Genomic DNA, 26,184 nt, shown 5'->3' on the forward strand with positions numbered 1-26,184 from the left:
GGCGGGCGGTCACGGAGCAGTTCCGCGCACCGCCCGCCCCGCGAGCACATCGGTCCGGCGCCCGTCCTCCACGACGAAACGCCCGTCGATCAGGACATGCGGGATGCCGGTCGGCAACGTACGCGGATTCTCGAAGGTCGACCCCGCCGCCACCGTGGCCGGATCGAACAGCACCAGATCCGCCCGGTACCCCTCACGGACCAGCCCCCGGTCGGGCAGTCGCAGCCGGGCCGCGGGCCGTGACGTCAGATGGGCGACGCACTCCTCCAGACCGAGCACGCCCAACTCCCGTACGTACCGGCCGAGATACTGCGGGAACGTGCCGTACGCGCGCGGGTGGGGCTTGTCGCCGCGCAGGATGCCGTCCGAGCCGCCGGTGTGGACGCGGTGCCGCATGATCGCCTGCACGTTCTCCTCGTGTCCGACGTGCTGAAGGATCGTGGAGCCGAGCCCGTCGTCGAGAAGCAGCCGCCGCGCGGTGGTCCAGGGGGCTTCGCCACGAGCGTCGGCCGACTCCTGCACGGTCCGGCCCACATACTCCGCGAGCGCCGCATCGGCGACCCCCGAGATCTCGATGGTGTCCCACTCGATGGGAACGCCGTGACAGCCGTCCGCGCCCACCACTTCCATGTGATGGCGGATCTTCTCCGAGGTCCCCTCCTCCCGCAGCCGGGCGAGAATCGCATCGGGACCGCCCTCACTCGCCCAACTGGGCAGCATGGCCACGAGAGTCGTACAGCCGGGCGTGTACGGATACGTGTCCAGGCTGATGTCGGCCCCACCGGCGAGCGCCTGATCGACGAGCGCAAGCAACTCGGGCCCTCTGCCCTTGTTCACACCGAAGTTCATGGTGGCGTGGGCCAGATGAAGGGAGCAGCCCGCCTCGCGCGTAAGGTCCACCATCTCCCGGTACGCGTCCAGGGCGCCGGCTCCGTACGACCGATGGTGCGGGCAGTAGTAACCGCCGTACTCGGCCACCACCCGGCACAACTCGGTGAGTTCGGCGTCCTTGGCGTACATGCCCGGGGTGTACGTGAGCCCCGACGACATCCCGACCGCACCCTCCCTCATCCCCTCGGCGACCAACTGCCGCATCCGGTCCAGCTCTTGGGGAGTCGCCGCCCGATCGTCCCAGCCGACGGCAAGCATCCGCACCGAGCCCTGGGGAATCAGATAGGCGGCATTGACGGCGATGCCCTCGCCGCCGAAACCATGGTCCAGCCGGTCCAGATACTCGCCCACGGACCGCCAGGTGAAGTCGATGTCGTCCCCGTTGCCGTTCCACCCGGTGATCGCCCTGCGCACCTCGGCGAGGGTCCGGTCGTCGACGGGGGCGTACGACAGCCCGTCCTGTCCGATGACCTCCAGCGTCACGCCCTGCGCGACCTTCGCGCTGTGGTCGGGGTCCCGGAGCAGGGCCAGATCGCTGTGGGCGTGCATGTCGATGAAGCCGGGGGAGAGGACGAGCCCCTCGGCGTCCAGAACACGGCGGGCCACGGGCCGCAGGCACCCGGCAGCAGCGGCCTCCTGGACGACGGCCGTGATCCTGCCGCCCTCGATGCCCACGTCGGCCCGGTAGGAGGGGCCTCCGCTCCCGTCGACAACCTCCACGTCACGCACTACGAGATCGATCATGGCGGGCTCCTAGAAGTAGGTGCGGATGTAGTCGACGACCGTGCCGTCCTGCTCCACCACCGGAATCAGCTCCCACTTGTCGAAGGACGTACAGGGATGGGAGAGCCCCATCCCCACCCAGTCACCGACACGAAGCTCGACCCCTTCGTCCGTACGGATCCAGGCATGCTGATCGGACAGACCGGTGACCGCGACACCGTCGGCGGACCGCTCCTCCTCATCCGAGCGCAGCACCTGCACCTCGGGCAGATCAAGGTCGTACGCGGCATCCCGCTTGCCCGCGTTGACGAAGGCCTGCTCGGCCGACGGACGGGAAACAACCTGGGCCCAGAGCCGGAACGCGGGCTGCAGGGCACCCTCTTCAGGAACCCGGTTGAACGGGGTGATCTTCCGGTAGTGCCCGTCGTCGTGCGAGACGTAGGCACCGGACCGCAACAACTTCAGTACGGGCAACGAGAGTTCGGGAATCCCGGCGAAGACGTCGGCCACAGCGTCGAACCAGGCGCTGCCGCCCGCACTCACCACCACCTCATCCAGTCCGTCGAAGCGCCCGTCCTTGTCGAAGTCGACAGCCAACGCGACAAGCCGCCGAAGCCAGCCACGCACCCGCTCCGAATCGGCGTCCGGCACTTCCCCCTCGTACCCGGCGACCCCCACCAGCCGCAAGGTGTCCACACCCGCCACGGCATCCGCGACGGCAGCGCACTCGGCCTCCGTCCGCACACCGGTCCGAGCACCCTCACCGGCCGCCAGCTCAACGACGACGTCCACGGACCGAACGGCACCCCGCAACGCGGAGTCCATCAACTCCACCCCACGCACGGAGTCGACGTAACAGACAAAACGAAACCCGGGATCGGCGTCGAGCTGCGAGGAAACCCACTTAAGAGCAGCGGCATCCACCACTTCATTCGCCAGGAAAACCCGCTGGACCCCGAACGCCCGCGCAACCCGCACCTGATGAGGGACCGCCAACGTGACCCCCCAAGCACCCCGCTCGATCTGCCGCTGAAAGAGCTGTGGGGCCATGGAGGTCTTGCCGTGCGGGGCGAAGGCGAGCCCGTGCCGGACCGAGTACGTCTCCATGAGCCGCAGATTGTGCTCAAGGCGCTCGGCGGACAGGGCGAGCACCGGAGTGGTGAACCCACCACTGAACAGGTTGCGGCGCTGAGCGGCCAGCTCACCAACCGTGAGCCCGTCGGCATCGGGCGGGAGTCCCTTGAACCGGTGGTCGACACGTTCGTCCGCGAGCGCGGCAAGACGCTCCGCACCGGTGCCGGAGACGGAATCGGCGGCCATGAAGCCTCCCAAATGTTCGCCGTTGCACTCCTTGCAACAGTCATTGCGTATCGCGCTTACTGCTGTCTAACATCTCGGCCAACGCCGGGTCAACGAAGCCGCCGAGACCCGTAAAGGCCAAGGAGCCCCAGCCATCGTGAGCCCCACCGGACCCGCCCCCACGGCCGCCGCGCACCCCGCGCCGGCCGTGGATGTCGTCGCCCTCGGCGAGTCCATGGTCACGTTCCTCCCCTCCCGCCCGGGCCGCCTCGCCGACGTGCCGTCCTTCGACCGGGCGATCGGCGGCGCGGAGTCCAACGTGGCCTGCGTACTGGCCGCCGCCGGTCACACCACGAGGTGGGTCAGCCGGGTCGGCGCCGACGGCTTCGGCGACCACCTGACCGAGGCGATCGGCGCGTACGGCGTCGACACCTCCGCCGTACAACGCGACCCCACCCGCCCCACGGGCATCTACTTCCGCACGGCGAGCGACCGTTCCACCGACGCCCACGAGGTGGCGTACTACCGCACGGGCTCCGCGGCCTCGGCGATGTCCAGGGCCACCGCCGACATGGCGGCCATCCACGCGGGCCGAATCCTCCACCTCTCCGGCATCACCGCGGCACTCTCCCCCGACTGCCGCTCCCTCCTGACAGCCCTGACGGCACCCGCCCCCGACCGCCCCCTGATCTCGTTCGACGTCAACTACCGAGCAGGCCTCTGGCCGACCCCGTCCAAAGCAGGAGCCATCCTCCTCACACTCGCCCGCGGAGCAGACCTCGTCTTCGTGGGCGAGGACGAGGCGGAGGCGGCCTGGGGCATCACTGGCGGCCCCACCGCGATCCGAGCCGCGCTCCCGGAGCCCCGCGTACTGGTGGTCAAGGACGGCAGCCGAGGCGCCACGGCCTTCGAGGCAGCACCACCCGCGAACCCGCACCCGCGTACGGAGGCGAGGGGGCGTGTCGGGGGGTGTCCGCCCGCAGCGGATGGCGTGTCGACCGGTAGCCCTTCTCAGGCGACCGATTCCACGCCAGACCGAGGACGGACACCCCCCGGCGCGCACCCGCCCCACCCCCAAAGCGAGGGCGAACGCACGACGGCACGGCACCCGTACACGCCACGCGAGAGTGAACCCACGACGACGCGGCACCCGCACACCCAACGCGAGAGCGATCAAACGACAGCGCGCCACCAGACCGACACGATCACCTTCGCCCCCGCCCTCAACGTGGACGTGGTCGCCCCCGTCGGCGCAGGCGACGCCTTCGCGGCCGGCTTCCTGTCGGCGACCCTCCGCGGACTCCCGCCACGAGCCCGCCTCCGCCACGGCCACCTCATGGCCGCCGCCGCGCTCACCGACCCCGGAGACCTCGGCGCACCACCCTCCCGCGACCACGCCGACCGCCTCGCCGCCCTGGACGACGACGCGTGGGGGACACTTCGACTCGGCCCCGGCTGGACGCGTACCGCAGACCGGGCCCAGGAGGAGGTACCCACCCCATGAGCCAGACCGTCGACAGAGCGCTGTCCATCCTGCCGCTCCTAGCCGAGGGCCCCGCCGACCTGGGCCAGGTCGCCGACCGCCTGGGCGTCCACAAGTCGACCGCCCTGCGCCTCCTGCGCACGCTCCACGAACACGGCCTCGTCTACCGCCAGTCCGACCAGCGCTACCGCCTCGGCGCCCGCCTCTTCGCCCTGGCCCAGGAGGCCGTCGAGAACCTCGACGTCCGCGAGATCGCCCACCCCCACCTCGTACGCCTCAACGAGCAGTGCGGCCACACCGTCCACCTCGCCGTGCACGAGGAGGGCGAGGTCCTCTACATCGACAAGGTCGAGAGCCGCTACCCGGTCCGCATGTACTCCCGCATCGGCAAACCGGTCGCCATCACGGTCGCCGCGGTAGCGAAACTGCTCCTCGCCGACCTCCCGGAACCCGAGCGCCACACGTTCGCCGACAAACTCGACTACCCGATGTACACATCCCGCTCGACGCCCAACGCCCCGGCGTTCCTCAGGGAGTTGGAGAAGGTACGCGACCAGGGCTGGGCCACGGACCTGGGCGGCCACGAGGAGTCCATCAACTGCGTGGCGGCCCCCATCCGCGGCACCGACGGCCGCGTGGTCGCAGCCATGTCCGTCTCCGCCCCGAACGTCGTCGTCACCGCCGACGAACTCCTCACACTGCTCCCACTGGTGCGCCGTACCGCGGCGGCGATCAGCGGCGAGTACTCCGGCAAGACCCCGACGAAGGAAACCAGCTCATGACCGACAAGATCGCCCTCACCCCCAAGACCCACACCACCCCGCCCGCCAAGTTCTCGCACGGCGTCAGGAAGGGGAACATCCTCCAGGTCGCGGGCCAGGTCGGTTTCCTGCCCGCGGTGGAGGGCGAGCCCCCCACACCCGCGGGCCCGACCCTGCGCGAGCAGACCCTCCAGACCCTCGCCAACGTCAAGGCCATCCTCGAAGAGGGCGGCGCCTCCTGGGACGACGCGATGATGATCCGCGTCTATCTCACGGACGTGGACCACTTCGCGGAGATGAACGCGATCTACAACGCCTACTTCGAGGAGCAGGGCCTCACCGCACCCCCCGCGGCCCGCACGACGGTGTACGTGGGCCTCCCGGCAGGCCTGCTGATCGAAATCGACACGCTGGCGGTACTGGGCTAACAGCCCCCACAAGGCGCCCCCACAACGCGCCCCCACCCCCCCCACAACACCCGCACCCCGTAAGTCATCACGGTGCGGCGCCCACCCCCAGGGCGCCGCACCGCGATCCGCCCTGCCCGAAAGCTCCATGCCCCTAAGAAGAGGCCCCCCATGTCGTCCCTGCTCGCAGCCACACCCACCCCAGAGGCCCCACCCCACACAGGCGGCCTGCTCCTCCTCATCGACGGCACCGCGGGCCTGCTGACGGTCGCGGCCCTCGGCATAGTCCTGCTGCTCGTCCTGATCATCAAGGTCAGACTGCAGCCGTTCGTCGCGCTGCTCGCGGTGTCCATAGCCGTCGGCCTCTCGGCCGGCCTCTCCGTCACCGAACTCTTCGGCACGGTCCAGCGGTCGACCTCCGTCTCGATGATCGAGTCGGGCATGGGCGGCATCCTCGGTCACGTCGCGATCATCATCGGCCTGGGCACGATGCTCGGCGCGATCCTGGAGGTGTCGGGCGGCGCGGAGGCGCTCTCGGCCCGCCTGCTCAACCTGTTCGGCGAGAAGCGCGCCCCGCTCGCCATGGGCCTGACCGGCCTCATCTTCGGCATCCCGGTCTTCTTCGACGTAGGCATCTTCGTCCTCGCGCCGATCGTGTACGCGGCCGCCAAGCGCTCCGGCAAGTCGATCCTGCTCTACGCCATGCCGCTGCTCGCGGGCCTGTCGATGACCCACGCGTTCCTGCCGCCGCACCCCGGCCCGGTCGCCGCAGCCGGTCTGTTCAAGGTGGACCTGGGCTGGGTCATCCTGATGGGCGTCATCGTCGGTATCCCCGCCGTGCTCGCCGCGTGGGCGTACGCCGCCTGGATCGGCAAGCGCCTCTTCGTCCCCGTACCGCAGGACATGGTCGAGGCCGCGGACGAGGCGAAGGCGGCGGTCGCCGCGGAGCGCGCGGCCCGCCGGGCGGCGGTCGGCGGACCCACCGACGGCGCAGGCACAGACGCAGGCACGGTCAAGAGCACAGGCACAGGCGCGGGCTCCGGTTCGGTCACCGTCGCAGTCGCCGAAGGCCCGGGCGGGGACCCCGCCGAGCAGCCGCCCGCCCTCTCCACCGTCTTCCTCATCATCGGTACGCCGCTGCTGCTGATCCTCGCCGCGACGTTCTCCTCCATCGCCCTGGACCCGTCGACGTTCCGCTCGGTCGTCGAGTTCTTCGGGCACCCCTTCGTGGCGCTGACGATCGCGCTGCTCATGGCGTACTACCTGCTGGGCATCCGGCGAGGCTGGTCCCGCAAGTCGCTGGAGACGGTGTCGACGGCGTCCCTCAAGCCGGTCGGCAACATCCTGCTGGTGGTCGGCGCGGGCGGTGTCTTCGGCGCCGTACTGAAGGGCTCGGGTATCGCGGACGCGCTGGCCGACACGTTCAACGACGTGGGCCTGCCCATCATCGTGCTGGCCTGGCTGATCTCCGTCGTGCTGCGGGTCGCCCAGGGTTCGGCGACGGTCGCCATCGTCACCACCGCCGGCATCGTCGTCCCGCTCGTCGAGGGACAGGACCTCTCCCAGGCCCATCTGGCGCTGATCATCATGGCGATCTCGGCCGGTTCGATCTTCGCCTCGCACGTCAACGACGGAGGCTTCTGGATCGTCGCCAAGTACTTCGGCATCTCCGAACGCGACACCCTCAAGTCCTGGACGGTTCTGGAAACGGTTCTGTCGGTGGCGGGCTTCGTGGTGGCGGCGTCGCTGAGCGTCTTCATATAGCGGGACGAAGCGGAGCCCGGCTGTTCCTGGCACAGGATCGTCGACCATACTGCCCGCTGTGGAGCAGCGCATAGGACCCAACATCCAGCCCCTGCAAGGCGCCGCGGTCGATCCGGCGTTCGTGCCCGGCATCACGGGCCCGCGCCCCGCCGAGCCCAAGGACGCCGAGTCGACGGAGGCCGTGGAGGAGGCCTCGCCTGCTGACGAGGCCGCCTCCAAGGAGACGGCCTCGAAGGAGGAGAAGCCTGCCGAGCGGACGAACCTCAAGAAGCAAGGCGCCAAGAAGGAAGCCGCGAAGGAGGACCCCTCCGACGACGAGCCCTCCGGCGAGGAACCCTCCAGCGACGAGCCGGAGGAGCCCGGGGAACCCGAGGAGGCTCCCGAGGGCGGCCCCGTCTTCGAGGCCTCCGACCGCCGCGCGAAGATCGTCGCCGACCACAGTGGCGTACGGCTGAGCCTGGACGACCAGGAGGCCGAGTTCCGCTGGGAGGAGATCGGCGCCGTCGAGACCGAGTCGCCGCGCTTCGGGAAGCGGTTCACCATCACGGTGCACACCCCCGACCGCCGCTGGTACCCGATCGAGATCGAGGCGACGGCCAGGTCCCGCTTCAAGGAGTGGGAGACCCAGCTGGACGAGGTCCTGGACACGTACTTCGAGGACGCGGAAGAAGCAGCGGCAGAGGTTGAGGCAGAGGTCGAGGAGAACGCCCCGTAAGGGGCGCGGGGAACTGCGCGACCAGCCACAACGGCCCCGCGGTTCCCCACGTACCTCGTACGAGGTGACTCAGCTGCAGTACTGCGCTTCCTTCCCGATGGACCGGTACATGCAGTCGGAGTTCTCCAACAGCTGCAGCACCGCGTCCCGGTTCCGCGCGGTCTCCCGCTCGATCACCTCGTCGGGCGGGTAGAAACCGCCCCCGCCGCTGGACCCCGGATACATCTCGAAGGTGTAGGCGAAGATCTTCTGACTGCCCCACAGGTAGTCGTCGATCGACCCGTCGGTGATGTAGAGGTCGCTGGACTGCTCGGGCGTGTAGCCGTTGCTGGCGGCCATCTTCTGCCCGACCGTGGCGAAGGCGTTGCGGTCGTCGACCGTCATCCCGGTCGTGGTGTCCGCGTTGGTGTAGCCGAAGGGCCAGAGCACCAGCTCGCTGTACGTGTGGAAGTCCACGCCCGCCCTGATCTGCTGCTTGCCGCCCACGACCCGGCTGCGTACGAAGTCGGCGACCACCTTCACCTCGGGCGCGGACTCGGCCGCGGTACCCCGGTAGGTCTCGGAGGACGTCGAGCCCGACGAGCCGCCGCAGCAGCCCCAGCGGTAGTTCCAGTTGCGGTTCAGGTCGGTGCCGACGTACGAACTGCCGCTGTTGGGCTGGCGGTTCTTGCGCCACGAGCGGTAGGCGCCGGAGGCGATGTCGTACTCGCCGCCGTCCGGGTTGAGGTCCGGGACGATCCAGATCTCGCGGTTGTTCACCATGTTCGTGACGCGGGAGTCGGAGCCGTACCCGGCGCCCAGCTCACGCAGCAGATAGAGCGCCATCTCCACGGTGAGGTGCTCGCGCGCGTGCTGATGGTGGGTGAACAGGACCTCGGGCTCGGACTCGTCGGTCGCGACGTTGTCGCTGATCTTGATGGCGACGATGTCCCGGCCCTGGTACGACTTCCCGATCACGCGCTTGCTCATGATGCTCGGGTACGCGGCCAGGCGCTGGTCGATCTCCGTGTTCATCTCGGCGTAGTTGTGATAGCGCGAGTCGGCGGAGGGGAAGTCGAGGATGCCCACGTCAGCGGCGCTCGACCGGTCGGGGGCTGAGCCGAGGGGCGTGACCTCGTAGCCGAGCTGCCGCAGCTTCTTCGCCTGGGCCGCGCGTCCCGAGACGACGACGGTCTCCGCGTCGGCCTCGTCGATCGACACACCGGTCCGGGCGATCGCCGTACGGGTGGCCGAGGTGCTGCCGTGGACGTGGACCTCGTACTGACGGATGTCGTCCGTGTCGGAGGCGGGAGCCGCGCCGGAGGCTCCGGTCGCGCCGTTCGCGCTGGTCGTGGCGGCGACGGGGGCCGCCAGAGCCAGGGCGAGCAGCGTGGCGAGGGCGGCGGTGCGCCGGCCGCGTCTGCCGGGTGAGGGGGGTGCGGCAGGTGTGCCGCCGCTTTTGATGCGAAGTCGCATTGATTCTCCTAGATTCTCCAGAAATTCCGGGATCACCGGAAGTGTGGGGAGTGGAGCGGGGGGTGGATCGGTGCGACGTGCCGGGGCTGTCCGCCGAATGCGCCGACAGGACCCCGTATGCGGGTGTGGCGCTCATCGTGGGGCTATGGCATGTTCGGGTCAAGACCAGACCGAAACCGGCCGCCGCGAACCAGCCGCCGCGAACCGGCCGAAGACGCCTCGGTGGCGCGTCCGGCCGCCGGGGCCCGCCCGAGCGTCTTCTCCCGGCCGCGCACGCTCCTCACCTGTGGACATCGGGTGGTGATCGCCGCACGCCCTCTTGTGCCCCCGTTCTCTTTACGCTTTCTTGATCCGCATGGCTGACACCTCTGGGAACGCGGACACCACTGGAAGCCCGGCCACGGGAGAGACGGGAGGCGCGGGGGAGTCCCCGGGTCCCGCCGTCCCCCGCAAGTCCAGTTGGAAGTACATCGGCCCCGGCATCGTGGTGGCCGCGACGGGCGTCGGCGCCGGCGACCTCGTCGCCACGCTCATCGCGGGCTCGAACTTCGGCTACACGCTCCTGTGGGCCGCCGTCATCGGCTGCCTCGTCAAGATCTCGCTGGCCGAGGCGGCGGGCCGCTGGCATCTGTCCACCGGCCGCACACTCTTCGACGGCTGGGCGAGCCTGGGCCGCTGGACGTCGTGGTTCTTCGTCGTGTATGTCGTGATCTGGGGCTTCGTCTACGGAGCCGCGGCCATGTCCTCGTCGGGCCTGCCGCTGCAGGCGCTCTTCCCGGACGTCATGGACCTCAAGTGGTGGGCCGTCCTGACCGGTCTGGTCGGCCTGGTCTTCGTCTGGTTCAACAAGTACGAGGTCTTCGAGAAGGTCATGACCGTCCTGGTGGGCGTGATGTTCGTCGTCACGGTCTACCTGGCGATCCGCGTCACCCCGAACCTCGGCGACGCCTTCGCGGGCCTGCTCCCGGTCCTCCCCGACGAGAAGGACTCGATCCTCAACACCCTCGGCCTGATCGGCGGTGTGGGCGGCACGATCACGCTCGCCGCGTACGGCTACTGGGTCAACGCGAAGGGCTGGACGAACACCGGCTGGATGAAGGTGATGCGGTTCGACAACCGCGTCGCGTACGCCACCACCGGCATCTTCGTCATCTCGATGCTCTTCGTCGGCGCGGAACTCCTCCACTCCGCCAACGTCGCCATCGCGAGCGGCGACAAGGGCCTCATCCAGCTCGGCGACATCCTGGAGGACGAGTACGGCACGGCGACCGCCAAGTTCTTCCTCATCGGCTTCTTCGCCACGTCCTTCACGTCCCTGATCGGCGTCTGGCACGGCGTGAGCCTGATGTTCGCGGACTTCGTGGAGCGCTACCACAAGGACAGGGCGGCCACGGCCGCGGCGAAGGCCGACGGGGGCGAGAGCCCGGCCTCGGCTTCGACGCCGGCTTCGACGCCGGCTTCGGCTTCGGGCTCGGGCGAGGAGGTGGCGTCCGGCACCCACGAGAAGTCCTGGCCCTTCCGCGCCTATCTCCTCTGGCTCACCTTCCCGCCCATCGTCCTGCTCTTCCAGGGCCAGCCCTTCCGCCTGATCATCCTGTACGGAGTCCTCGGCGCGGCCTTCCTTCCCTTCCTCGCCCTGACCCTGGTCTGGCTCCTCAACTCCTCCCGCACTCCCGCGGAATGGCGCAACGGAATCCTGAGCAACTCCATGCTGACGATCGCGGGCCTGCTCTTCATCGTCCTGTGCGTGAAGCAGGTCTGGGACCAGCCCTGGTCGGAATTCTTCTGACCCGGCCGAGGACTCGACCAGGGACCCGACCAGGGCCGGCCCGCCCGGACTACGGCAGCCCGTGCACGTGCGGTCCCACCGCGTTCGACCAGGCGTTGCCCGCCGTCGCGTCCCAGTTCGTCGACCAGGTCATCGCGCCGCGCAGGTCGGGGTAGGTCCTGGACGGTTTGAAGGAGCCGCAGTCGGTGCCCTTGGCGAGGCAGTCGAGGGCGTTGTTCACGATGCTCGGGGAGACGTAGCCGCTGCCCGCGCCCCGGGTGGAGGCCGGCAGGCCGAGGCCCACCTGGGACGGGGCGAGGCCGCCCTGGAGCTGGATGCAGGCGAGGGCGGTGAGGAAGTCCACCGAGCCCTGCGAGTACACCTTGCCGTCGCAGCCGAGCATCGAACCGCTGTTGTAGTACTGCATGTTGACGACCGTGAGGATGTCCTTGATGTTCAGGGCCGTCTGGAAGTAGGTGTTCGACGTCGACTGCATGTCGATCGTCTGCGGGGCCATCGTGATGATCAGCGAGGAGCCCGCCTTTGCGGACAGCGACCGCAGAGCCTGCGTCATGTACGTGGCGTTGAGGCCGTTCTCCAGGTCGATGTCGACGCCGTCGAAGCCGTACGTCTGCATCAGCGAGTACACGGAGTTGGCGAAGTTCGTCGCCGAGGCGGAGTCGTTCACGGCGACCGTGCCGCGCTCGCCGCCGATCGAGACGATGACCTTCTTGCCCGCGGCCTGCTTGGCCCGGACGTCCGCCTTGAACTGGTCGACGGTGTAGCCGCCGAGGCCCGCCGAGTCGAGGTTGAAGGCCACCGCCCCGGGCGTGGTCGTGGCGTCGGCGAAGGCCACCGCGATGATGTCGTACTGGGACTGGACGTCGGAGATCTTCTGGACGGCCGCGCCGTTGTTGAAGTTCTGCCAGTAGCCGGTCACCGCGTGCTTGGGCAGCGCGGTCCCGCCGCCCGAGTTCGCCCTGGTCGTCCCGGTGACCGCCGTCGACCTCACCGACTCACCTGCCGCGTTCGTCGCGGTGACCTGGAAGGAGTACGAGGTCGAGGCGGCGAGGCCGGTCACCGTGGCCGAAGTGCCGGTCACCGCGAGGACCTTCGTACCGGCGCGGTAGACGTTGTAGCCGGTCGCGCCCGACACCGTGTTCCAGGCGAGGGAGACCGAGGAGGAGGTCGTGGACGCCACGTTGAGACCGGCCGGCGTCGAGGGGACGACCGGATCGGGGTCGCCGCCTCCACCCCCGTCGGGACCGAACACGGACACGTCGTCGGCGAAGTAGGCCGCCTGTCCGTACCAGCCGTGCGTGTAGACCGTCACGGAGGTCGTGGACGAGCCCGTCGTGAAGGACGTCGTCAGCTGCTTCCAGGAAGAGGAGTCCGGGGTCCAGGTCGACACATCGGTCGTACCCGTGCCGCTCGCGCCGAGGTACGCGTACCCGCCCTGTACCCAAGCGCTCAGCGTGTACGTCGAGTTGGGCCTCACCGCCACGGTCTGGCTGCACCTGGCGTTGTCCTGCCCGGCGGGCGTGGCCTTGAGGGCGGACGCACCGCCGTGCACGGGAGAGGAGACGGCGGCACCGCTGCCCGCCGAGCAGGTCCAGCTGGAGAGCCCCGACTCGTAGCCGGCGTTCTTGGTGTTGTTGACGTCGGCGGCCGAGGCCTGGCCGGCTCCGGCGAGGGAGAGAACGGACGCGGCGAGTGCGGTGGCGAGGGCTGCCGCCCAGGTCCGTCTGCGTCTGGGCATGCCTGGTACGCGGTCCACTGGGGCCTCCGGTGGGGGAGTGGGAGTCAAAAGTGGGGGATGACTACGGTGGCCACCGCTGAAGGACCAAGTTGGTCCAGACCAATCCGGTTGTCAAGACCCCTGGCAGAGGTCGACGGAGGTCAACACCCTTGCCGTACTGTCGAGTTGAGGCATATGCGCCTCACTCTGTGTGGATCACCTACGCACCTTGTGTGAGGTGATCTCGCTGATCCGGTGTTGAGCGGCCCATACCGTGGATAAGGTGCAGTTGCGGAAGGGCGCACAGTGACGAATTCGCGTTCTTCCGTGAAAGTTCGATGGCGAAATCAGGGCGATCTGAGGCGGTGGTTGACCACCCCGCCGCAGTGAACGGGGTGGTGTGCAGCGTGCCGACCGCGATAGCCGTCACCAGTTCCGATCTGGTGCTCCCACCGCACGACCGGCAGACCCCGCCCGCCGCCGTACAGCCCCTCGAAAGCCTCGAAAGCTCCCTCACCGGGATGCACGCGCTCATCGAGCAGCACGGGTACGTGATCGCGCTGTACCCGGCCTCCACAACGGATGACGTCACCCGGCGGCTGCACGCCGTGCGCTCCGTCCTGGAGAGCGACCGCATCGCGCTGCTCGGCGTGGACCTGCCGCCGCTCGGACTCGCCCTGCTCGCCCAGCAGTTGCGCCAGCTCTCCGTCTGCGACTTCAGCCCCGGCGTGCTCGCCTCCTCCGCGCGGCTGCTCGCCCACTACATCTACGCGGGCGCCCTGCTCGGCTCGGTCGCCAAGCTGGACCGCATCCCCGTGTCCCTGAAGTCGCACGCCAAGTCATGGGTGCCGGGCGCCCAGTTCGCCGTACTGGCCAATCCGCGGCCCCAGCTGGTCCGCGTCGGCCAGGAGGAGCTCACCGGGCCCGAGTTCGGGACACGGATGCTCGTCGCGGCCGGACAGCTGCCCGCCGAGTGGCTCACCGGGACGCTCGCGCCCGCCTGGCGCGTCCAGGGCGTCACGACCGTGCCCCTGCCCGCCGAGTCCACCCGCTGGTGGGGCACGGGCAAGGTCGCCGAGTTCGCCACCGGGCTCTACGACGTGTCCGTGCTGTACCAACTCGTCTCGTCCGTGCGGCGCGAGGAGTGTCACTGGTGCGGCCTGGAGCTCATCGGCGACCGCTGCGGATTCTGTGCGGCGCCTTTGCCACCGCCCCAGGAGCTTCCGAGGGCCACGGTGCGGGCAGCTTCTTCGGTACGTGCCCTGCCCCGAGGGGCTTCGTAAACCACGTAAGTCATGTACGTACACCTGAATAACGGTGCACAACAGGCACGTTGAACGAAACGCCGGAACCCAGCACCAGGCACAACCGCTCGACCCCGCTGTCCCCCGCCCCCCGATCGAGGTTGTCCGCGTCATGCTGCATCACCCCGGGGGGCGACCCCCGGACCCCCAGCAGAACAGCAGGCCCGCTCAACCAACCGGTACCGCTCCACGAGGTGAGATTTAGTGAACTCACGCCAGCGCCGCGGCGTCATCCTGCTGGTTCTCTCGGCCCTGTGCGCCCTGGGCGCCTTCGCCGGAGTGCTCTCGGTGATCCGCGATGTGGACTCGAAGGTCGGCCCCGAGGTCGCGGCGTACCGCCTGAAGGACGATGTCGCGCCCTACCGGGAGCTGTCGTCCGACCAGTTCGAGAAGGTCTCGATGCCCAAGCGGTGGCTGTCGTCCACCGCCGTCACCGATCTCGCCCAGATCCGCGGCAAGATCGCGGTCACCCGGCTTGAGAAGGGCTCGCTGCTCCAGCGGGACATGATCGTGGACCGGCCCGAGCTGGAGGTCGGCCAGCAGGAGATCGCGATCATGATCGACGCGGCGACCGGTGTGGCGGGCAAGATCAACCCGGGCTCACGGGTCAACATCTACGCCACGTTCAAGGACGAGACCGACAACGGCAAGGACCAGTCGAAGGTCATCGTCGAGAACGCCCGCGTCATCGACGTCGGCAAGCTGACCGCCCTCGACCCGGGCCAGTCCAGCAACGACCGCCGTCGCACCGCGAACGAGGCGGTCCCGATCACCTTCGCCCTCGACACCGCCGACGCCCAACGCGTGGCGTACGCCGAGTCGTTCGCCGAACACGTCCGCCTGGCCCTGGTCGCGGGCGGCACCGACGCCACCGTCGCCCCCGGCGACCGCACGTACACCCTCGACGAGGACAAGTAGGAGGCCGTGATGCGCTCAGCCCCCACGTGGCCAGGCCGAGGGAACGGCGTGCCAGGCCGAGGCCGAAGGACCGGCCGATGACCATCCGCATCCTGCCCGCCGTCGGCGACATCGACTCGGCCCGCGCGCTCGGCACACTGCTGAGCCAGCTCGCCGACGCCGAACCCGCGCCGCCCGTCGCGGACAGCACGGCCCTGCTGGACACCCTGGCCCGCCTCGCCGCCGAGTCCCTGGACGAGCTGCCCGAGGTCGTCCTCGTCCACGAGCGGATCGGCCCGGTCCCGGCGCTCGACGTCATCCGCGACCTGGTGCTGAGCTTCCCGGCCGTCGGCGTCGTCCTGATCACCGCCGACACCAGCACCAACGTGCTCACCGCCGCCATGGACTCCGGCGCCCGCGGCATCATCGGCCTGCCCCTCGGCTACGACGCCCTCGCCGAACGCGTCCACGCCGCCGCCGCCTGGTCCATCGGCATGCGGCGCCATCTCGGCAGCGGCACACCCGAGTTGTACGCCGGACCGGGCGGCCGCGTCGTCACCGTCACCGGGGCGAAGGGCGGCGTCGGCGCGACCGTCGCCGCGGTCCAGCTCGCCCTGGCCGCCCAGGCGTCGGGCCGCTCCGTGGCCCTGCTCGACCTGGACCTCCAGTCGGGGGACGTGGCCTCGTACCTGGACGTGCAGTTCCGCCGCTCCATCGCCGACCTCGCCGGGATCAGCGACATCAACCCGCGCGTGCTCCAGGACGCCGTCTACACCCACGAGACCGGACTCGGCCTCCTCCTCGCCCCCGCCGAGGGCGAACGCGGCGAGGAGATCACCGACCGGGTGGCCCGCCAGGTCCTCGCCGCCCTGCGCTCCCGCTACGAGATCGTGGTCGTCGACTGCGGCGCCCAGCTGAACGCCGCGAACGCCGCGGCCGTCGAACTCGCCGACCAGGCCCTGCTGTTGGTGACCCCCGACGTCGTCGCCGTCCGCGCCGCCAAACGCATGGTCCGCATGTGGGACCGCCTCCAGATCCGCAAGGCCGAGGAGACCCTGACCGTCGTCAACCGCTTCTCCCGCGGTACGGAGATACAGCCCTCCCTCGTCGAACGCGTCACCGGCACGAAGGTCGCCCGTTCCACGGTGCCCGCCGCCTTCAAGGAGCTCCAGTCGGTGGTGGACGCCGGCCGCATGCAGGACCTGGACGCCCGCTCCACCGTCAAGCAGGCGCTGTGGGCCCTGGCGGGCGAGCTGGACCTGGTGGTCAAGCAGGAGGGCGGGGGCGGCGGCCGGCGTCGTAAGGCGTCGTCGGACCGCGGGGCGCTGGCCCTGCGCCGCAAGGGCGGCGACCGAGGGGCGGTCACCCTCGAATTCGCCGGGATGTTCCCCATCCTGCTGGTCGTGATGACGATCCTGTGGCAGTGCGTGCTGTACGGCTACACGTACTCCCTCGCGGGGAACGCGGCGGACGAGGCGGCGCGGGCCGCGACGGCGGCGAACTCGGTGACTCCGGGGGCGTACGGCGGTGCCTGTCAGGACGCGGGAAGCAAGAACCTCCCGGGAGCCTGGGACGGCACCACGATCGGCTGCGCCCCCGACGGGCCGGTCATGAAAGCCAGGGTCATAGCCCAAGTACCCCTGTTCTTCCCGGGCTTCGACGTGAACTGGACCGTCAACGCAGAGGCGGGGGCCGCGCTGGAAGGGGACGACGAATGAAGCGCCTCCCGGCACGCCGCCCGACCCGCCTCCTGAGGCGCCTCGTGAAACGTCTCCGGGACGACGACCGGGGCGTATCCATGCTGGAGTTCGCCGGTTTCCTCCCCATCCTTCTCCTCGTCGGCATGGCGACCATCCAGCTCGGCCTGATCGGCTACGGCATCAACCAGGCCGGTACGGGCGCGCGAGCGGCGGCGCGGGCGGCCTCGCAGGGCGAGGACGGAGCCGCGGCGGGCCAGGCCGCGGTGAGCGGGTGGTTCGACAACCTGACGGTGTCGCCGGCCGAGGGCCCGGACCTCACCACCGCGACGGTCACGCTCCAGGTGCCCGCCGTCATCCCCCTCCTGCCCGCCGTGACCGTGCAACGCGACGCCACCATGCCCACCGACGACTGACCGACCGACCGAGAAACCGAGAACCGAGAGGAGGCGACCCGCATGAGCCTGCGAGCCCGTATCGCCGCCCCCGAAGAGGGCGGATCAGGCCGCGAGGACGGCCACCTCGTCGCCGTCTACCGTGCCAAGCTGCTCGAAGAGATCGACCTCGCCGAGATGTCGAGCCTCGCGGCGGCCGAGCGGCGGATGCGTCTGGAGCGCGTGCTCGGGCACATCATCAGCCGCGAGGGCCCGGTCCTGTCGTCGGCCGAGCGCTCCCAGCTGATCAGAAGGGTCGTGGACGAGGCACTGGGCCTCGGCGTCCTCGAACCGCTCCTCGCCGACGCGTCGATCACCGAGATCATGGTCAACGGACCGGACTCGATCTTCGTGGAGCGGGCGGGCCGCGTGGAGCAGCTCCCGCTCCGGTTCGCCTCGAACGAGCAGCTGATGCAGACCATCGAGCGCATAGTCTCCACGGTCAACCGCCGCGTGGACGAGTCGAATCCGATGGTCGACGCCCGCCTGCCCACCGGCGAGCGCGTCAACGTCATCATCCCGCCGCTCGCCCTCACCGGCCCGACCCTCACGATCCGCCGCTTCCCCCGCGCGTACACACTCCCGGAGCTGATCGGCCTCGGTTCGCTCGACGAGCAGATGCTGATGCTGCTCGCCGCGTTCGTCCGCGCCCGTTTCAACGTCATCGTCAGCGGCGGTACGGGCTCCGGCAAGACCACGCTCCTCAACGCGCTCTCCGGCCTCGTCCCGTCCCACGAGCGCATCATCACCATCGAGGACTCCGCCGAACTCCAGCTCCAGCAGGAGCATGTGATCCGCCTCGAATCCCGCCCCCCGAACGTGGAGGGCAAGGGCCAGATCACCATCCGCGACCTGGTCCGCAACTCGCTGCGTATGCGCCCCGACCGCATCATCGTCGGTGAGGTCCGCGGCGGCGAGACCCTCGACATGCTCCAGGCCATGTCGACGGGCCACGACGGCTCCCTCGCGACCGTCCACTCCAACTCCGCCGAGGACGCCCTGATGAGGCTCCAGACCCTCGGCTCGATGTCCGAGGTGCAGATCCCCTTCGAGGCGCTCAAGGACCAGATCAACTCCGCGGTCGACGTCGTCGTCCAGCTCACCCGCCATGCCGACGGCTCCCGCAAGGTCACCGAGATCGCCCTGCTCGTCTCGCACGGCCGCGAACAGTTCCGCGTCGTCCCGGTCACCCGCTTCGTGCCCCGCCCGACGGGCCCCGACCGCGTCGTCCACGGCCACTTCGAGCATCTGCCGCTGCCCCGCTCGGTCGCCGAGAAGCTGTACGTCGCCAACGAGCCCCTGCCACCCGCCTTCGGGGTCGCCGAGGCCTTCGACGTCCTCAACACGAGGCAGGCCATCGGATGACCGCCCGGACGCATCGCCGGACTACCCGCACCACCGAGACCGACAAGACCGATGAGAGGAGCGAGCCGTGAACAACCAGGCCCTGCTCGCCCTCGGCGGCACCGTCCTGTGCGGCACACTCGCCGTCGCGGGCGTGCACACGTACGCGTCGGGCCGCGCCCAGCGCCAGGCCCTCGTCGACCGCCTCTCCGGCGGCGGCCCCCTGCGTACAGCCGCCGGCCGCGCCCGCCGCTTCGCCGCCGTCGACCGTCGGCTGCGCCGCACCCGCCTCGGCCGCACGATCCAGCTGCGCCTCTCGGCGACGGGACTCGACCTGACCGCGGGCGAGTTCTTCACGTACGTCGCCGCCGTGGTCGCCGGCCTCTGGCTGATCGCGGCTGCCGCCCTGGCCCCCTTCTTCGGCCCCATCGCGGGTCTGGCGGGCATCTGGAGCGCGGCGATCTTCCTCAACTGGCAGCGCCAGAAGCGCATCGAGGCCTTCATCAACCAACTCCCCGACGTGGCCCGCCTGCTGGCCAACGCGGCGGCGGCCGGCCTCGCCCTGCGCACGGCCCTGGCGATGGCGGCGGAGGAGCTGGAGGCCCCGGCGGGCGAGGAACTGGCCCGGGTGGCCGACCAGTTGGCCCTGGGCCGCTCGGTCGACGACGCCCTCGGTGAACTGGCCGAACGCCTCCCGTCCCGCGAACTGGTGGTCCTCGTCACGACCCTCGTGCTGTCCAACAAGGCGGGCGGCTCGGTCGTCAACTCCCTGCGGAACCTCACCCAGACCCTCGAGGACCGCAAGGAGACCCGCCGCGAGGTCCGCACCATGCTCTCCGAGGTCAACGCGACCGCCTTCACGGTCCCCCTCCTCGGCGTCGGCTCCCTGCTCCTCATCAACTCCTCGAACGAGGGCGCCCTGGCCAAGGTGACCGGCTCCCCGCTCGGCCAGACCCTGGTGCTCATCGCCATGGGCCTCTACACCATCGGCTTCTTCGCCATCCGCCGCCTCGGCAAGATCGAAGTATGAGGGGGAGGGGATTACGTTGCTGGCCTTGCTCCTTGCCGCACTGACCGGCCTCGCCGTCGGGGGCATGCTCCTCGGCATCCGTATGTACCGCGCGGAGGCCAAGCTCCCCGGCGACATGGCGCTCGCCCTGGAGGTCGGCGCCACCCGCGTCTCGAAGTCCGACTCGGCCGTCGACCGCCTCGGCATGCGGTTCGCCCCGCTCGTCCTGCGGCTGATGGGCCCCCGCCGCGTCGACGCCAAACGCCGCCGCATCGACATGGCGGGCAACCCCGGCGGCCTGACCCTGAACCGCTACGCGGCCCGCCGGGCGGTCTACGGGGTCTTCGGCGTCCTGCTCTGCCTGATCTTCCTCAGCAACGGCCAGCCCCTCTTCTCCCTGATGGCCCTGGCCTTCGGCCTGCTCGCCGCCGACGCCCTCATCTGGCAGGCCATCCGCGAACGCAAGGAGGTCATCGACCGCACCCTCCCGGACTTCCTGGACGTCCTGGCGGTCGTGGTGTCCGCGGGCCTCGGCTTCCGCCAGGCCCTGGACCGGGTCGCGGACCACTACGAGGGCCCGTGGGCGGACGAACTGCGCATCACGCTGCGCCAGATGGACATGGGCGTAAGCCGCCGCCAGGCCTTCGACGAACTGCGCAGGCGCAACTCCTCCGAACAGGTCGCCCAGTTCGTCTCGGCGCTCCAGCAGGGCGAGGAGCTGGGCTCCCCGATCGCGGACACCCTCATCCAGCTCGCCACGGACATGCGCCGCACCGACGCGCAGAACTCCCGCCGCCGAGCCGCCAAGACGATCCCCAAGGCCACCATGGTCACCCTGGTCTTCATGCTCCCGGCCACGATGATCCTCATCGCCACAGGCATGTTCCTGGGCTCGGGCTCCAACTTCGGCTCGATCCTGGGGCGCTGAGAGATGACGGGGACGTGGAGGCACCGCTGGGCAAGTCGCCCCTTCAAGGGGCGCCTTCAGGGGCGCGGGGAACTGCGCGCCCAGCCACGACGGACGCGGAGCCAACGACCAACCCTTCCCCCCGGCGGCTCAGCCAAGTGGAGGTGGGCCACAGGCTACTTCGCAGACGACGCGGCAGCGCCCGGCAGCGTCCGCCTCCAGCTCAACGCCCTCCAGGCCCTGTGCCGCCAGGCGTTCGCGGTCAGGCTCACCCTGATCGCGGTCGGCGCCCCCTTCGCGACGGCCAACGCGACGGACGGCCCGCCCCGCTACGGCGTCCTCGCCGCGGCGGTCCTCGGCGTCATGGGCTCGTACGCCATGCTCCGCGACTGGGACCGCTTCGCCCCCCGCCTCCTCGCCCACCCCACCCTCATGGCGGTGGACCTGGTCTTCGGCGCGATACTCCTGCTGACCGCGTCCCCCGCCTCCCCGCTCGCGTACGCGGCCGTCTGCACCCCGCTCCTGGCGGGCCTGCTGTACGGCTGGCGCGGCTCCGGAGTCTTCACGGGTCTCCAACTCGTCGTGCTGCTCACGGTGTTCAGAGCCTGGGACCACCGCCCGGGCGCCGGCGCCAGCACCCTCCTGGTCGCCGGCTTCTGCGTCGCGGCGGGCATCGTCGGGGTCACCCTGCGCAACCTGATGTTCCACTTCGGCACGGCCAGCCAGGCCCTCGCCGAGGCCAACTCCCGCCTGGCCGTCGCGGAGGCCGTCGAGTCCGAACGGGCCCGCCTGGCCCGCGAGATGCACGACTCCGTGGCGAAGACCCTGCACGGCCTGGCCCTGGCCGCCGAGGCCCTAGCGGTCGCCGCCGACCACGACACGGACCCCCGAGCCCTCAAGTCCCAGGCCACCGCGGTGGCGGGCGCGGCCCGTCGAGCGGCGGCGGAGTCCCGCGACCTGCTGACGGACCTCCGCCACCACACGGCGATGTCGACGCCACCGATGGACCTCGGGACGGAACTGAAGTCGAGGGCGGCGGACTTCACATCACGCACGGGCATCAGGGCGAGCGTCGACTACACGGCGCCCCCCGCGCTGGTACTCCCGCCCGAGGCGTCCCGCCACCTCCTGGCGATCGTCTCGGAAGCACTGGAGAACACGCACCGCCACGCGACCGACGCGACCCGGGTGGACGTGACCCTCGACGCCTCGCCCTCCGCCCTCCACCTGACCGTGCGGGACGACGGAACAGGCACGTCCGTATCCCTCGATGACGTACAACACCTGGCGAAATCCGGCCACTTCGGTCTGCTGGGCATGCTGGAGCGCGCGGCCTCGATGGGCGCGGGCCTCCAACTGCACCGAGCCGAGCAGGGCGGCACGGAGGTCAAGGTCGACCTTCCGCTGGTCACCGCCCTGCCGGTATCCCCCTCACACACTCCTCAAGAGGAGGCCGCACATGCCTGACCAGGCACTTCCCGGCCCGCCCCTACGAGTGCTCGTGGCCGACGACAACCCAGTCGTCCGGGCGGGGCTCGCGGCCCTGCTCGACGCCCACCCCGACATCCGGGTCACGGCCCGGGCGTCGAACGGCGCGGAGGCGCTCACGGCCGCGACCCGCCACCGCCCCGACGTGATCCTCCTCGACGTCCGCATGCCGGGCACGGACGGCCTCACGGCCCTGCCTTCGCTGGCCGGGCTGGCTCCCGTGATGATGCTGACGTACAGCCGTGAACCCGAGGTGGTGGCACGGGCGTTGCGCCTGGGAGCCGTCGGTTACCTCGTGCACGGCGAGTTCACCGCAGACGAACTGATCACCGCCGTCCGTGACTTGAGTGACGGAAGGGCCACTTTCTCGGCCTCCGCCGCCGAGGCCACCGCCGTGTCGGATTCGCTCGGTGTTTCATACGAACCGAACGGAATCTCTTCGCATTTGCAATCGATTGTGGCACAGTCGTCGAAGGCTCGACCCGCCTCCGCGGCGGGGCTCCACCGCCGCAGCCGCAACCCACTGGAATTCGGGCTGAGTTCACGAGAGGTGGAGGTCATGGATCTCATCGCGGCCGGCATGAACAACCGGCAGATCGCCGCCACGTGCTTCATCAGCGAGAAGACCGTGAAGAACCACATCAATCGCATCTTCGCAAAGCTGCACAGTTCAACCCGCAGCGAAGCGATCGCCCACTGGCTGGGCACGGCCCACGGGGGGTGGAACCGGTGACTCCGAACTCGACAAGTTGGGCCCCTGGACCCACCCGTAGTAGGCGGATTCTCACGTACGGTGCGCGGGAAGGTAGTGGTTTTGGGTGGGAGGGAAGGGATCACTGTGACCAAGAGCCTGCAGCCGGAGACGTCCATGAGGACGAAGCGAGCGGTTCGAGGGTGGGCCCGCACCGTGGCCTCCCGAACGCGGGGACGGGACCGGGACGCGGGAGCGGGCTTCGTGGAGTACGCGGGCCTGATGATCCTCATCGCGGGAATCTTCACGCTGATCGACGGGCTCGGGCTCGACGGCCTGATCTCGGGTGCGATCCTCGCGGCGGTCAACTCCGTGGTCGGAGGCTGATTCCCGCAGCTCTGCGAAGCGACCGAGGATCGACCCTCCCCATCTACATCTGGCTGACGGGGATCCTGCTCTTCGCCGCGTTCGCGTTCTTCGCGTTCGCTCAAGCGGCGTCCGCCCGGAACGGAGCTCAATCCGCGGCGGACGCCGCCGCGTTGGCTGCCGCACAGAGCGCTCGGGACGAACTGGTCAAGGGCCTGGGGGACGGCGTCGTCGGCGGGGACGCCGACTGGCTGGACTGGCTCGATCCCGAAGAGCTCGAAGGCGGCGAAGCCGCCGCCGCGGCCGCCGCGTTGGCCGCCGAGAACGACGCTGCCGTCACGGAGTTCGGGGGCGCGACCGTGGCCGGGTACCCCGGCTATGCGGTGGACATCCAGACGAACTTCACGGTCGGTGAGTCGATCATCCCGGGCACGGAGACCAAGCATGCCAACGCGCATGCCACGGCCGTCATCGAACCGCGGTGCGACGTCCCCGTGGACGCCGATCCCACGAAGCTCGTCACACTCGACTGCGACGGCGAACTCGTGGACATAGACCCCGAAGATTTCGATTTGGACGACCTTCCGGACGCGTCCGTGCTGTTCTCAGTGCAACTGGCCGAGTGAAAGGAAGCCGTACCAATGAACATTCGGCGCACCACGAAGGGCCGCACGGTAATGACCGCGGTGGCGATCACGACTGGGCTGGTCCTCACGGTGGCCGGCTGCGGCGGCGGGGGAGACGACGGCGGTTCGGACAAGAAGACGTCGTCCTCGTCGCCCGCTAAGAACGACGACGGGGACGACGACAAGCAGGAATCCCAAGCCCCGCCCGCCGAGCAGACGTTGGCGGAGGTCAAGGCCGGCGGTCTGACCCTGGCTGTCACGTCGGCCGTCCGCGACGACGGCGGCTTCGTCACCGTCGAGGGAACGGTGACGAACGCCAGCGGCAAGCCCTGGGTCGCCGCGGACTGGCGGGGCGACGAGAGTGAACTGGCCAAGAACGGCGGGTCGATCGCCGGCGCGAGCCTGGTCGACCAGTCGGGCAAGAAGAAGTACCTCGTCCTGCGCGACACGGAAGGGCGCTGCCTGTGCACCCGCTTCACCGGGGGTGTGCTGTCGGGTAAGACCGCGGACTGGTTCGCCCAGTTCCCCGCCCCACCCGAGGACACCACCAAGGTCTCCTTCCAGGTCGGCTCCATGCCCCCCGCCGCCGTCGAACTCTCCGAGGGCGAGTGACCATGCCCCTCACCCTCCGCACCACCGCGATCACCTTCACCGCCCTCACCACGCTCGTCTTCCTGACGCCCCTCACCCCGGCCCAGGCGGACGACGAGGACCCGAGTGCTCCGCCGGGCAGCGTGAGCAGTTCCCCACCCCCTGAAGTGGACGCGAACAGCCCGGGGTTGAAGCTCGCCGACGGCGCCACGCTCGCGCCCGCGCGGGTGCTGGACATCAAGTCGGTCGTCGAGGACCTCGGTGGCGAGGAACGCCGCGTGGACACCAACGAGGACGTGACGTTCGCACTCCAGGCGGAGGTCCTCTTCCCGAAGGACAGCTCGAAGCTCAACCCCGAGGCCCGTTCCCGCATCCAGGCGATCGCGGACGAGATCAAGGCCCAGAACGCCACGAACGTCCGCGTCTTCGGCTTCACCGACAACCTCGGCTCGTACGCCCACGGCCTGACCCTCTCCAAGAACCGCGCCGAAGTCGTCCACGAGGAACTCGCCTCCGCTCTCGGCAGCACGAACGTCACCTTCGCGGTACGCGGCTACAGCGAGGACTACCCGATCGCCGACAACACCTCGGAACAGGGCCGCCGCAAGAACCGCCGCGTGGAGGTGACGTTCCCGAAGGGCGACTAGCCCTTGAAGTGCTCCCCGGCTTCCATGACCGGCTCCGAGGCCTGGTGCCCCCAAGCCGAGGCCCCACCGCACGGCAACACCGCCCACATCCGCGTACCCCCTCCCGCCCCCTCCCGGCTCCCGTGCCTCACCGAATCCCCAGTCGCCCTCGCAGCCCCGCACGACACAGCCGAGCAGGCGCAACGACGCTCGGCGACCAGTTCGCCCACAGCCTGCTCGGCGGGGTCGACCAGCGCACCGAGCCCGTGCGCGACCAGCACGGTACGGGTCGCCACCCGGGCGATCGCCGGCGATCTGAGCGCGGCGGGCAGGGTGAGGCTGTAGGCGAGGGATTCGGGCGCGGGGGCGGAGTGGTCGCCCTGAACGGCGCAGAGGGAAATGGGCATGCGGAACTCCCGTGCGGTGAGTCGGAGTACGCCGCCGGGCTCCTCGGACTCGACCGGGCGAAGATCTCCAACATCGAGGCCGGGGTACGCACCATCACCCCGGAACGGCTGAGGACCCTCGCCTGCAACTACAACTGCCGCGACGAGGTGGACGTCGATGCCCTGGCCCATATGGCAGGCGATCGCACGCAAGGCTGGTGGGAGGTGTACCGCGGACAACTCTCCGCAGGCATCATCGACATCGCGGAACTGGAATGGCACGCACGAGCCATGCGCGCGGGCGTGACAGTGCACGTGCCCGGCCTCCTCCAGACCGACGCCTACGCTCGTACCCTCTTCGCCGCCGCGCTCCCGCCGTTGTCTGCGGCGGAGGTCGAGCTACGCGTGGCCCTCCGCATGCAGCGCCAGCAGGTCCTGCACCGCGACGACCCGATCACGTACGTCGGGTACGTGCACGAGGCCGCCCTGCACATCGAGTTCGGCGGGCCCAAGGTCATGCGGGCACAGCTCGACCACCTCTGTGACCTGTCCGAGCGCGACAACATCGAAGTACGCGTGACCCCGTTCAAGGCCGGAGCGCTCCCTGGCGCGGGACAGCCGGTCGTCTATGCCGCAGGCGTCGTGCCCCAGCTCGACACGGTGGAGCTCGACTCGGCCCATGGTCCGGAGTTCGCGCACGGACAAGCCCAACTCGACAAGTACCAGGCCCACTTGGACTGGATGGGAAGCGCCTCGCTCTCGCCCGCAGAGTCGCGCGACTTCATCCACACCACCGCCCGCCACCTCTGAAGGA

The 26,184-nt window shown here is 69.7% G+C and carries 25 protein-coding genes; 20 read left to right on the forward strand and 5 right to left on the reverse strand.

The window, feature by feature from the left end; genetic code table 11:
• Positions 1–9: 9 nt before the first annotated feature.
• The gene (locus tag ACH4YP_RS06895; RefSeq protein WP_398489698.1) at positions 10–1,635 is read right to left on the reverse strand and encodes an amidohydrolase family protein; all 1,626 of its coding nucleotides are present in this window, start codon (positions 1,633–1,635) and stop codon (positions 10–12) included.
• A gap of 9 nt (positions 1,636–1,644) precedes the next feature.
• Positions 1,645–2,934 (reverse strand): amino acid deaminase, encoded by a 1,290-nt coding sequence (locus ACH4YP_RS06900; protein WP_398489699.1) that lies wholly within the window; start codon positions 2,932–2,934, stop codon positions 1,645–1,647.
• A 214-nt stretch (positions 2,935–3,148) separates the two neighbouring features.
• Here ACH4YP_RS06900 and ACH4YP_RS06905 point away from each other — a divergent pair, with 214 nt between their 5' ends.
• From ACH4YP_RS06905 to ACH4YP_RS06925, 5 genes are all read left to right on the forward strand, one after another.
• Positions 3,149–4,417, forward strand: coding sequence for a PfkB family carbohydrate kinase (locus tag ACH4YP_RS06905; protein WP_398490028.1), 1,269 nt, complete (start codon positions 3,149–3,151; stop codon positions 4,415–4,417).
• Positions 4,414–5,178 (forward strand): IclR family transcriptional regulator, encoded by a 765-nt coding sequence (locus ACH4YP_RS06910; RefSeq protein WP_055618584.1) that lies wholly within the window; start codon positions 4,414–4,416, stop codon positions 5,176–5,178. The genes ACH4YP_RS06905 and ACH4YP_RS06910 overlap by 4 nt, the downstream gene beginning before the upstream one ends.
• Positions 5,175–5,585: a RidA family protein gene (locus ACH4YP_RS06915; protein ID WP_361069495.1), complete on the forward strand. Its 411-nt coding sequence runs from the start codon at positions 5,175–5,177 to the stop codon at positions 5,583–5,585. Before ACH4YP_RS06910 ends, ACH4YP_RS06915 begins: the two co-directional genes overlap by 4 nt.
• Positions 5,586–5,735: 150 nt before the next feature.
• The gene (locus tag ACH4YP_RS06920; protein WP_398489702.1) at positions 5,736–7,328 is read left to right on the forward strand and encodes a GntP family permease; all 1,593 of its coding nucleotides are present in this window, start codon (positions 5,736–5,738) and stop codon (positions 7,326–7,328) included.
• A 58-nt stretch (positions 7,329–7,386) separates the two neighbouring features.
• Positions 7,387–8,043, forward strand: coding sequence for a hypothetical protein (locus ACH4YP_RS06925; RefSeq protein WP_398489703.1), 657 nt, complete (start codon positions 7,387–7,389; stop codon positions 8,041–8,043).
• Positions 8,044–8,112: 69 nt separating this feature from the next.
• Here ACH4YP_RS06925 and ACH4YP_RS06930 read toward each other — a convergent pair whose 3' ends face one another.
• The gene (locus ACH4YP_RS06930) at positions 8,113–9,498 is read right to left on the reverse strand and encodes a M14 family metallopeptidase (RefSeq protein ID WP_361066457.1); all 1,386 of its coding nucleotides are present in this window, start codon (positions 9,496–9,498) and stop codon (positions 8,113–8,115) included.
• A 355-nt stretch (positions 9,499–9,853) separates the two neighbouring features.
• On the opposite strand from ACH4YP_RS06930, the gene ACH4YP_RS06935 reads away from it, so the two are divergent.
• A complete protein-coding gene (locus ACH4YP_RS06935; RefSeq protein WP_398489705.1) occupies positions 9,854–11,287 on the forward strand; it encodes an Nramp family divalent metal transporter in 1,434 nt (477 codons plus the stop codon).
• 49 nt (positions 11,288–11,336) lie between these two features.
• Here ACH4YP_RS06935 and ACH4YP_RS06940 read toward each other — a convergent pair whose 3' ends face one another.
• A complete protein-coding gene (locus ACH4YP_RS06940; protein ID WP_398489706.1) occupies positions 11,337–13,025 on the reverse strand; it encodes a chitinase in 1,689 nt (562 codons plus the stop codon).
• Between the two features lie 386 nt (positions 13,026–13,411).
• On the opposite strand from ACH4YP_RS06940, the gene ACH4YP_RS06945 reads away from it, so the two are divergent.
• From ACH4YP_RS06945 to ACH4YP_RS07005, 13 genes are all read left to right on the forward strand, one after another.
• Positions 13,412–14,287 (forward strand): hypothetical protein, encoded by an 876-nt coding sequence (locus ACH4YP_RS06945; protein WP_398489707.1) that lies wholly within the window; start codon positions 13,412–13,414, stop codon positions 14,285–14,287.
• A gap of 225 nt (positions 14,288–14,512) precedes the next feature.
• Complete coding sequence (cpaB, locus tag ACH4YP_RS06950; RefSeq protein WP_398489709.1) at positions 14,513–15,226, forward strand: Flp pilus assembly protein CpaB; 714 nt, start codon at positions 14,513–14,515, stop codon at positions 15,224–15,226.
• Between the two features lie 77 nt (positions 15,227–15,303).
• On the forward strand, positions 15,304–16,923 hold the full coding sequence (locus tag ACH4YP_RS06955; protein WP_398489711.1) for a CpaE family protein: 1,620 nt from the start codon (positions 15,304–15,306) through the stop codon (positions 16,921–16,923).
• Between the two features lie 44 nt (positions 16,924–16,967).
• Entirely contained in the window at positions 16,968–17,318 is a 351-nt protein-coding gene (locus ACH4YP_RS06960) for a TadE/TadG family type IV pilus assembly protein (RefSeq protein WP_398489713.1), read from the forward strand.
• 42 nt (positions 17,319–17,360) lie between these two features.
• Entirely contained in the window at positions 17,361–18,701 is a 1,341-nt protein-coding gene (locus tag ACH4YP_RS06965) for a CpaF family protein (RefSeq protein WP_359847235.1), read from the forward strand.
• Between the two features lie 67 nt (positions 18,702–18,768).
• Complete coding sequence (locus ACH4YP_RS06970; RefSeq protein WP_361066477.1) at positions 18,769–19,710, forward strand: type II secretion system F family protein; 942 nt, start codon at positions 18,769–18,771, stop codon at positions 19,708–19,710.
• A gap of 16 nt (positions 19,711–19,726) precedes the next feature.
• Entirely contained in the window at positions 19,727–20,617 is an 891-nt protein-coding gene (locus ACH4YP_RS06975; RefSeq protein ID WP_398489714.1) for a DUF5936 domain-containing protein, read from the forward strand.
• A gap of 3 nt (positions 20,618–20,620) precedes the next feature.
• A complete protein-coding gene (locus ACH4YP_RS06980; protein WP_398489715.1) occupies positions 20,621–22,063 on the forward strand; it encodes a sensor histidine kinase in 1,443 nt (480 codons plus the stop codon).
• Complete coding sequence (locus ACH4YP_RS06985; protein ID WP_398489716.1) at positions 22,056–22,817, forward strand: response regulator; 762 nt, start codon at positions 22,056–22,058, stop codon at positions 22,815–22,817. Before ACH4YP_RS06980 ends, ACH4YP_RS06985 begins: the two co-directional genes overlap by 8 nt.
• A gap of 135 nt (positions 22,818–22,952) precedes the next feature.
• Positions 22,953–23,162, forward strand: coding sequence for a hypothetical protein (locus tag ACH4YP_RS06990; protein ID WP_398489717.1), 210 nt, complete (start codon positions 22,953–22,955; stop codon positions 23,160–23,162).
• Between the two features lie 41 nt (positions 23,163–23,203).
• The gene (locus ACH4YP_RS06995) at positions 23,204–23,767 is read left to right on the forward strand and encodes a pilus assembly protein TadG-related protein (protein WP_398490030.1); all 564 of its coding nucleotides are present in this window, start codon (positions 23,204–23,206) and stop codon (positions 23,765–23,767) included.
• 15 nt (positions 23,768–23,782) lie between these two features.
• Positions 23,783–24,379, forward strand: coding sequence for a hypothetical protein (locus ACH4YP_RS07000; protein WP_398489719.1), 597 nt, complete (start codon positions 23,783–23,785; stop codon positions 24,377–24,379).
• 2 nt (positions 24,380–24,381) lie between these two features.
• Positions 24,382–25,005, forward strand: coding sequence for an OmpA family protein (locus ACH4YP_RS07005; protein ID WP_361066492.1), 624 nt, complete (start codon positions 24,382–24,384; stop codon positions 25,003–25,005).
• On the opposite strand, the gene ACH4YP_RS07010 is transcribed toward ACH4YP_RS07005, so the two are convergent.
• Positions 25,002–25,391: a hypothetical protein gene (locus ACH4YP_RS07010; RefSeq protein ID WP_398489721.1), complete on the reverse strand. Its 390-nt coding sequence runs from the start codon at positions 25,389–25,391 to the stop codon at positions 25,002–25,004. The two genes, ACH4YP_RS07005 and ACH4YP_RS07010, sit on opposite strands and share 4 nt — an antisense overlap.
• Between ACH4YP_RS07010 and ACH4YP_RS07015 the strand changes: the two genes are divergently transcribed.
• Positions 25,356–26,180 (forward strand): Scr1 family TA system antitoxin-like transcriptional regulator, encoded by an 825-nt coding sequence (locus ACH4YP_RS07015; protein WP_398489723.1) that lies wholly within the window; start codon positions 25,356–25,358, stop codon positions 26,178–26,180. The genes ACH4YP_RS07010 and ACH4YP_RS07015 overlap by 36 nt on opposite strands.
• The last annotated feature ends 4 nt before the right edge of the window (positions 26,181–26,184 follow it).

Source organism: Streptomyces sp. NPDC020747, from assembly GCF_044334695.1.
Classification (GTDB): Bacteria; Actinomycetota; Actinomycetes; order Streptomycetales; family Streptomycetaceae; genus Streptomyces.

Bases quoted from the DNA above. Each gene is read 5' to 3' on its own strand.
- ACH4YP_RS07010 (WP_398489721.1), bottom strand. From the start codon at position 25,391: ATGCCCATTTCCCTCTGCGCCGTTCAGGGCGACCACTCCGCCCCCGCG.
- ACH4YP_RS06920 (WP_398489702.1), top strand. From the start codon at position 5,736: ATGTCGTCCCTGCTCGCAGCCACACCCACCCCAGAGGCCCCACCCCAC.
- ACH4YP_RS06895 (WP_398489698.1), bottom strand. From the start codon at position 1,635: ATGATCGATCTCGTAGTGCGTGACGTGGAGGTTGTCGACGGGAGCGGA.
- ACH4YP_RS07000 (WP_398489719.1), top strand. From the start codon at position 23,783: ATGAACATTCGGCGCACCACGAAGGGCCGCACGGTAATGACCGCGGTG.
- ACH4YP_RS06930 (WP_361066457.1), bottom strand. From the start codon at position 9,498: ATGCGACTTCGCATCAAAAGCGGCGGCACACCTGCCGCACCCCCCTCA.
- ACH4YP_RS06940 (WP_398489706.1), bottom strand. From the start codon at position 13,025: ATGCCCAGACGCAGACGGACCTGGGCGGCAGCCCTCGCCACCGCACTC.
- ACH4YP_RS06900 (WP_398489699.1), bottom strand. From the start codon at position 2,934: ATGGCCGCCGATTCCGTCTCCGGCACCGGTGCGGAGCGTCTTGCCGCG.
- ACH4YP_RS06980 (WP_398489715.1), top strand. From the start codon at position 20,621: ATGACGGGGACGTGGAGGCACCGCTGGGCAAGTCGCCCCTTCAAGGGG.
- ACH4YP_RS06915 (WP_361069495.1), top strand. From the start codon at position 5,175: ATGACCGACAAGATCGCCCTCACCCCCAAGACCCACACCACCCCGCCC.
- ACH4YP_RS06955 (WP_398489711.1), top strand. From the start codon at position 15,304: ATGACCATCCGCATCCTGCCCGCCGTCGGCGACATCGACTCGGCCCGC.
- ACH4YP_RS06910 (WP_055618584.1), top strand. From the start codon at position 4,414: ATGAGCCAGACCGTCGACAGAGCGCTGTCCATCCTGCCGCTCCTAGCC.
- ACH4YP_RS06985 (WP_398489716.1), top strand. From the start codon at position 22,056: ATGCCTGACCAGGCACTTCCCGGCCCGCCCCTACGAGTGCTCGTGGCC.
- ACH4YP_RS07005 (WP_361066492.1), top strand. From the start codon at position 24,382: ATGCCCCTCACCCTCCGCACCACCGCGATCACCTTCACCGCCCTCACC.
- ACH4YP_RS06935 (WP_398489705.1), top strand. From the start codon at position 9,854: ATGGCTGACACCTCTGGGAACGCGGACACCACTGGAAGCCCGGCCACG.
- ACH4YP_RS06905 (WP_398490028.1), top strand. From the start codon at position 3,149: ATGGTCACGTTCCTCCCCTCCCGCCCGGGCCGCCTCGCCGACGTGCCG.
- ACH4YP_RS06990 (WP_398489717.1), top strand. From the start codon at position 22,953: ATGAGGACGAAGCGAGCGGTTCGAGGGTGGGCCCGCACCGTGGCCTCC.
- ACH4YP_RS06965 (WP_359847235.1), top strand. From the start codon at position 17,361: ATGAGCCTGCGAGCCCGTATCGCCGCCCCCGAAGAGGGCGGATCAGGC.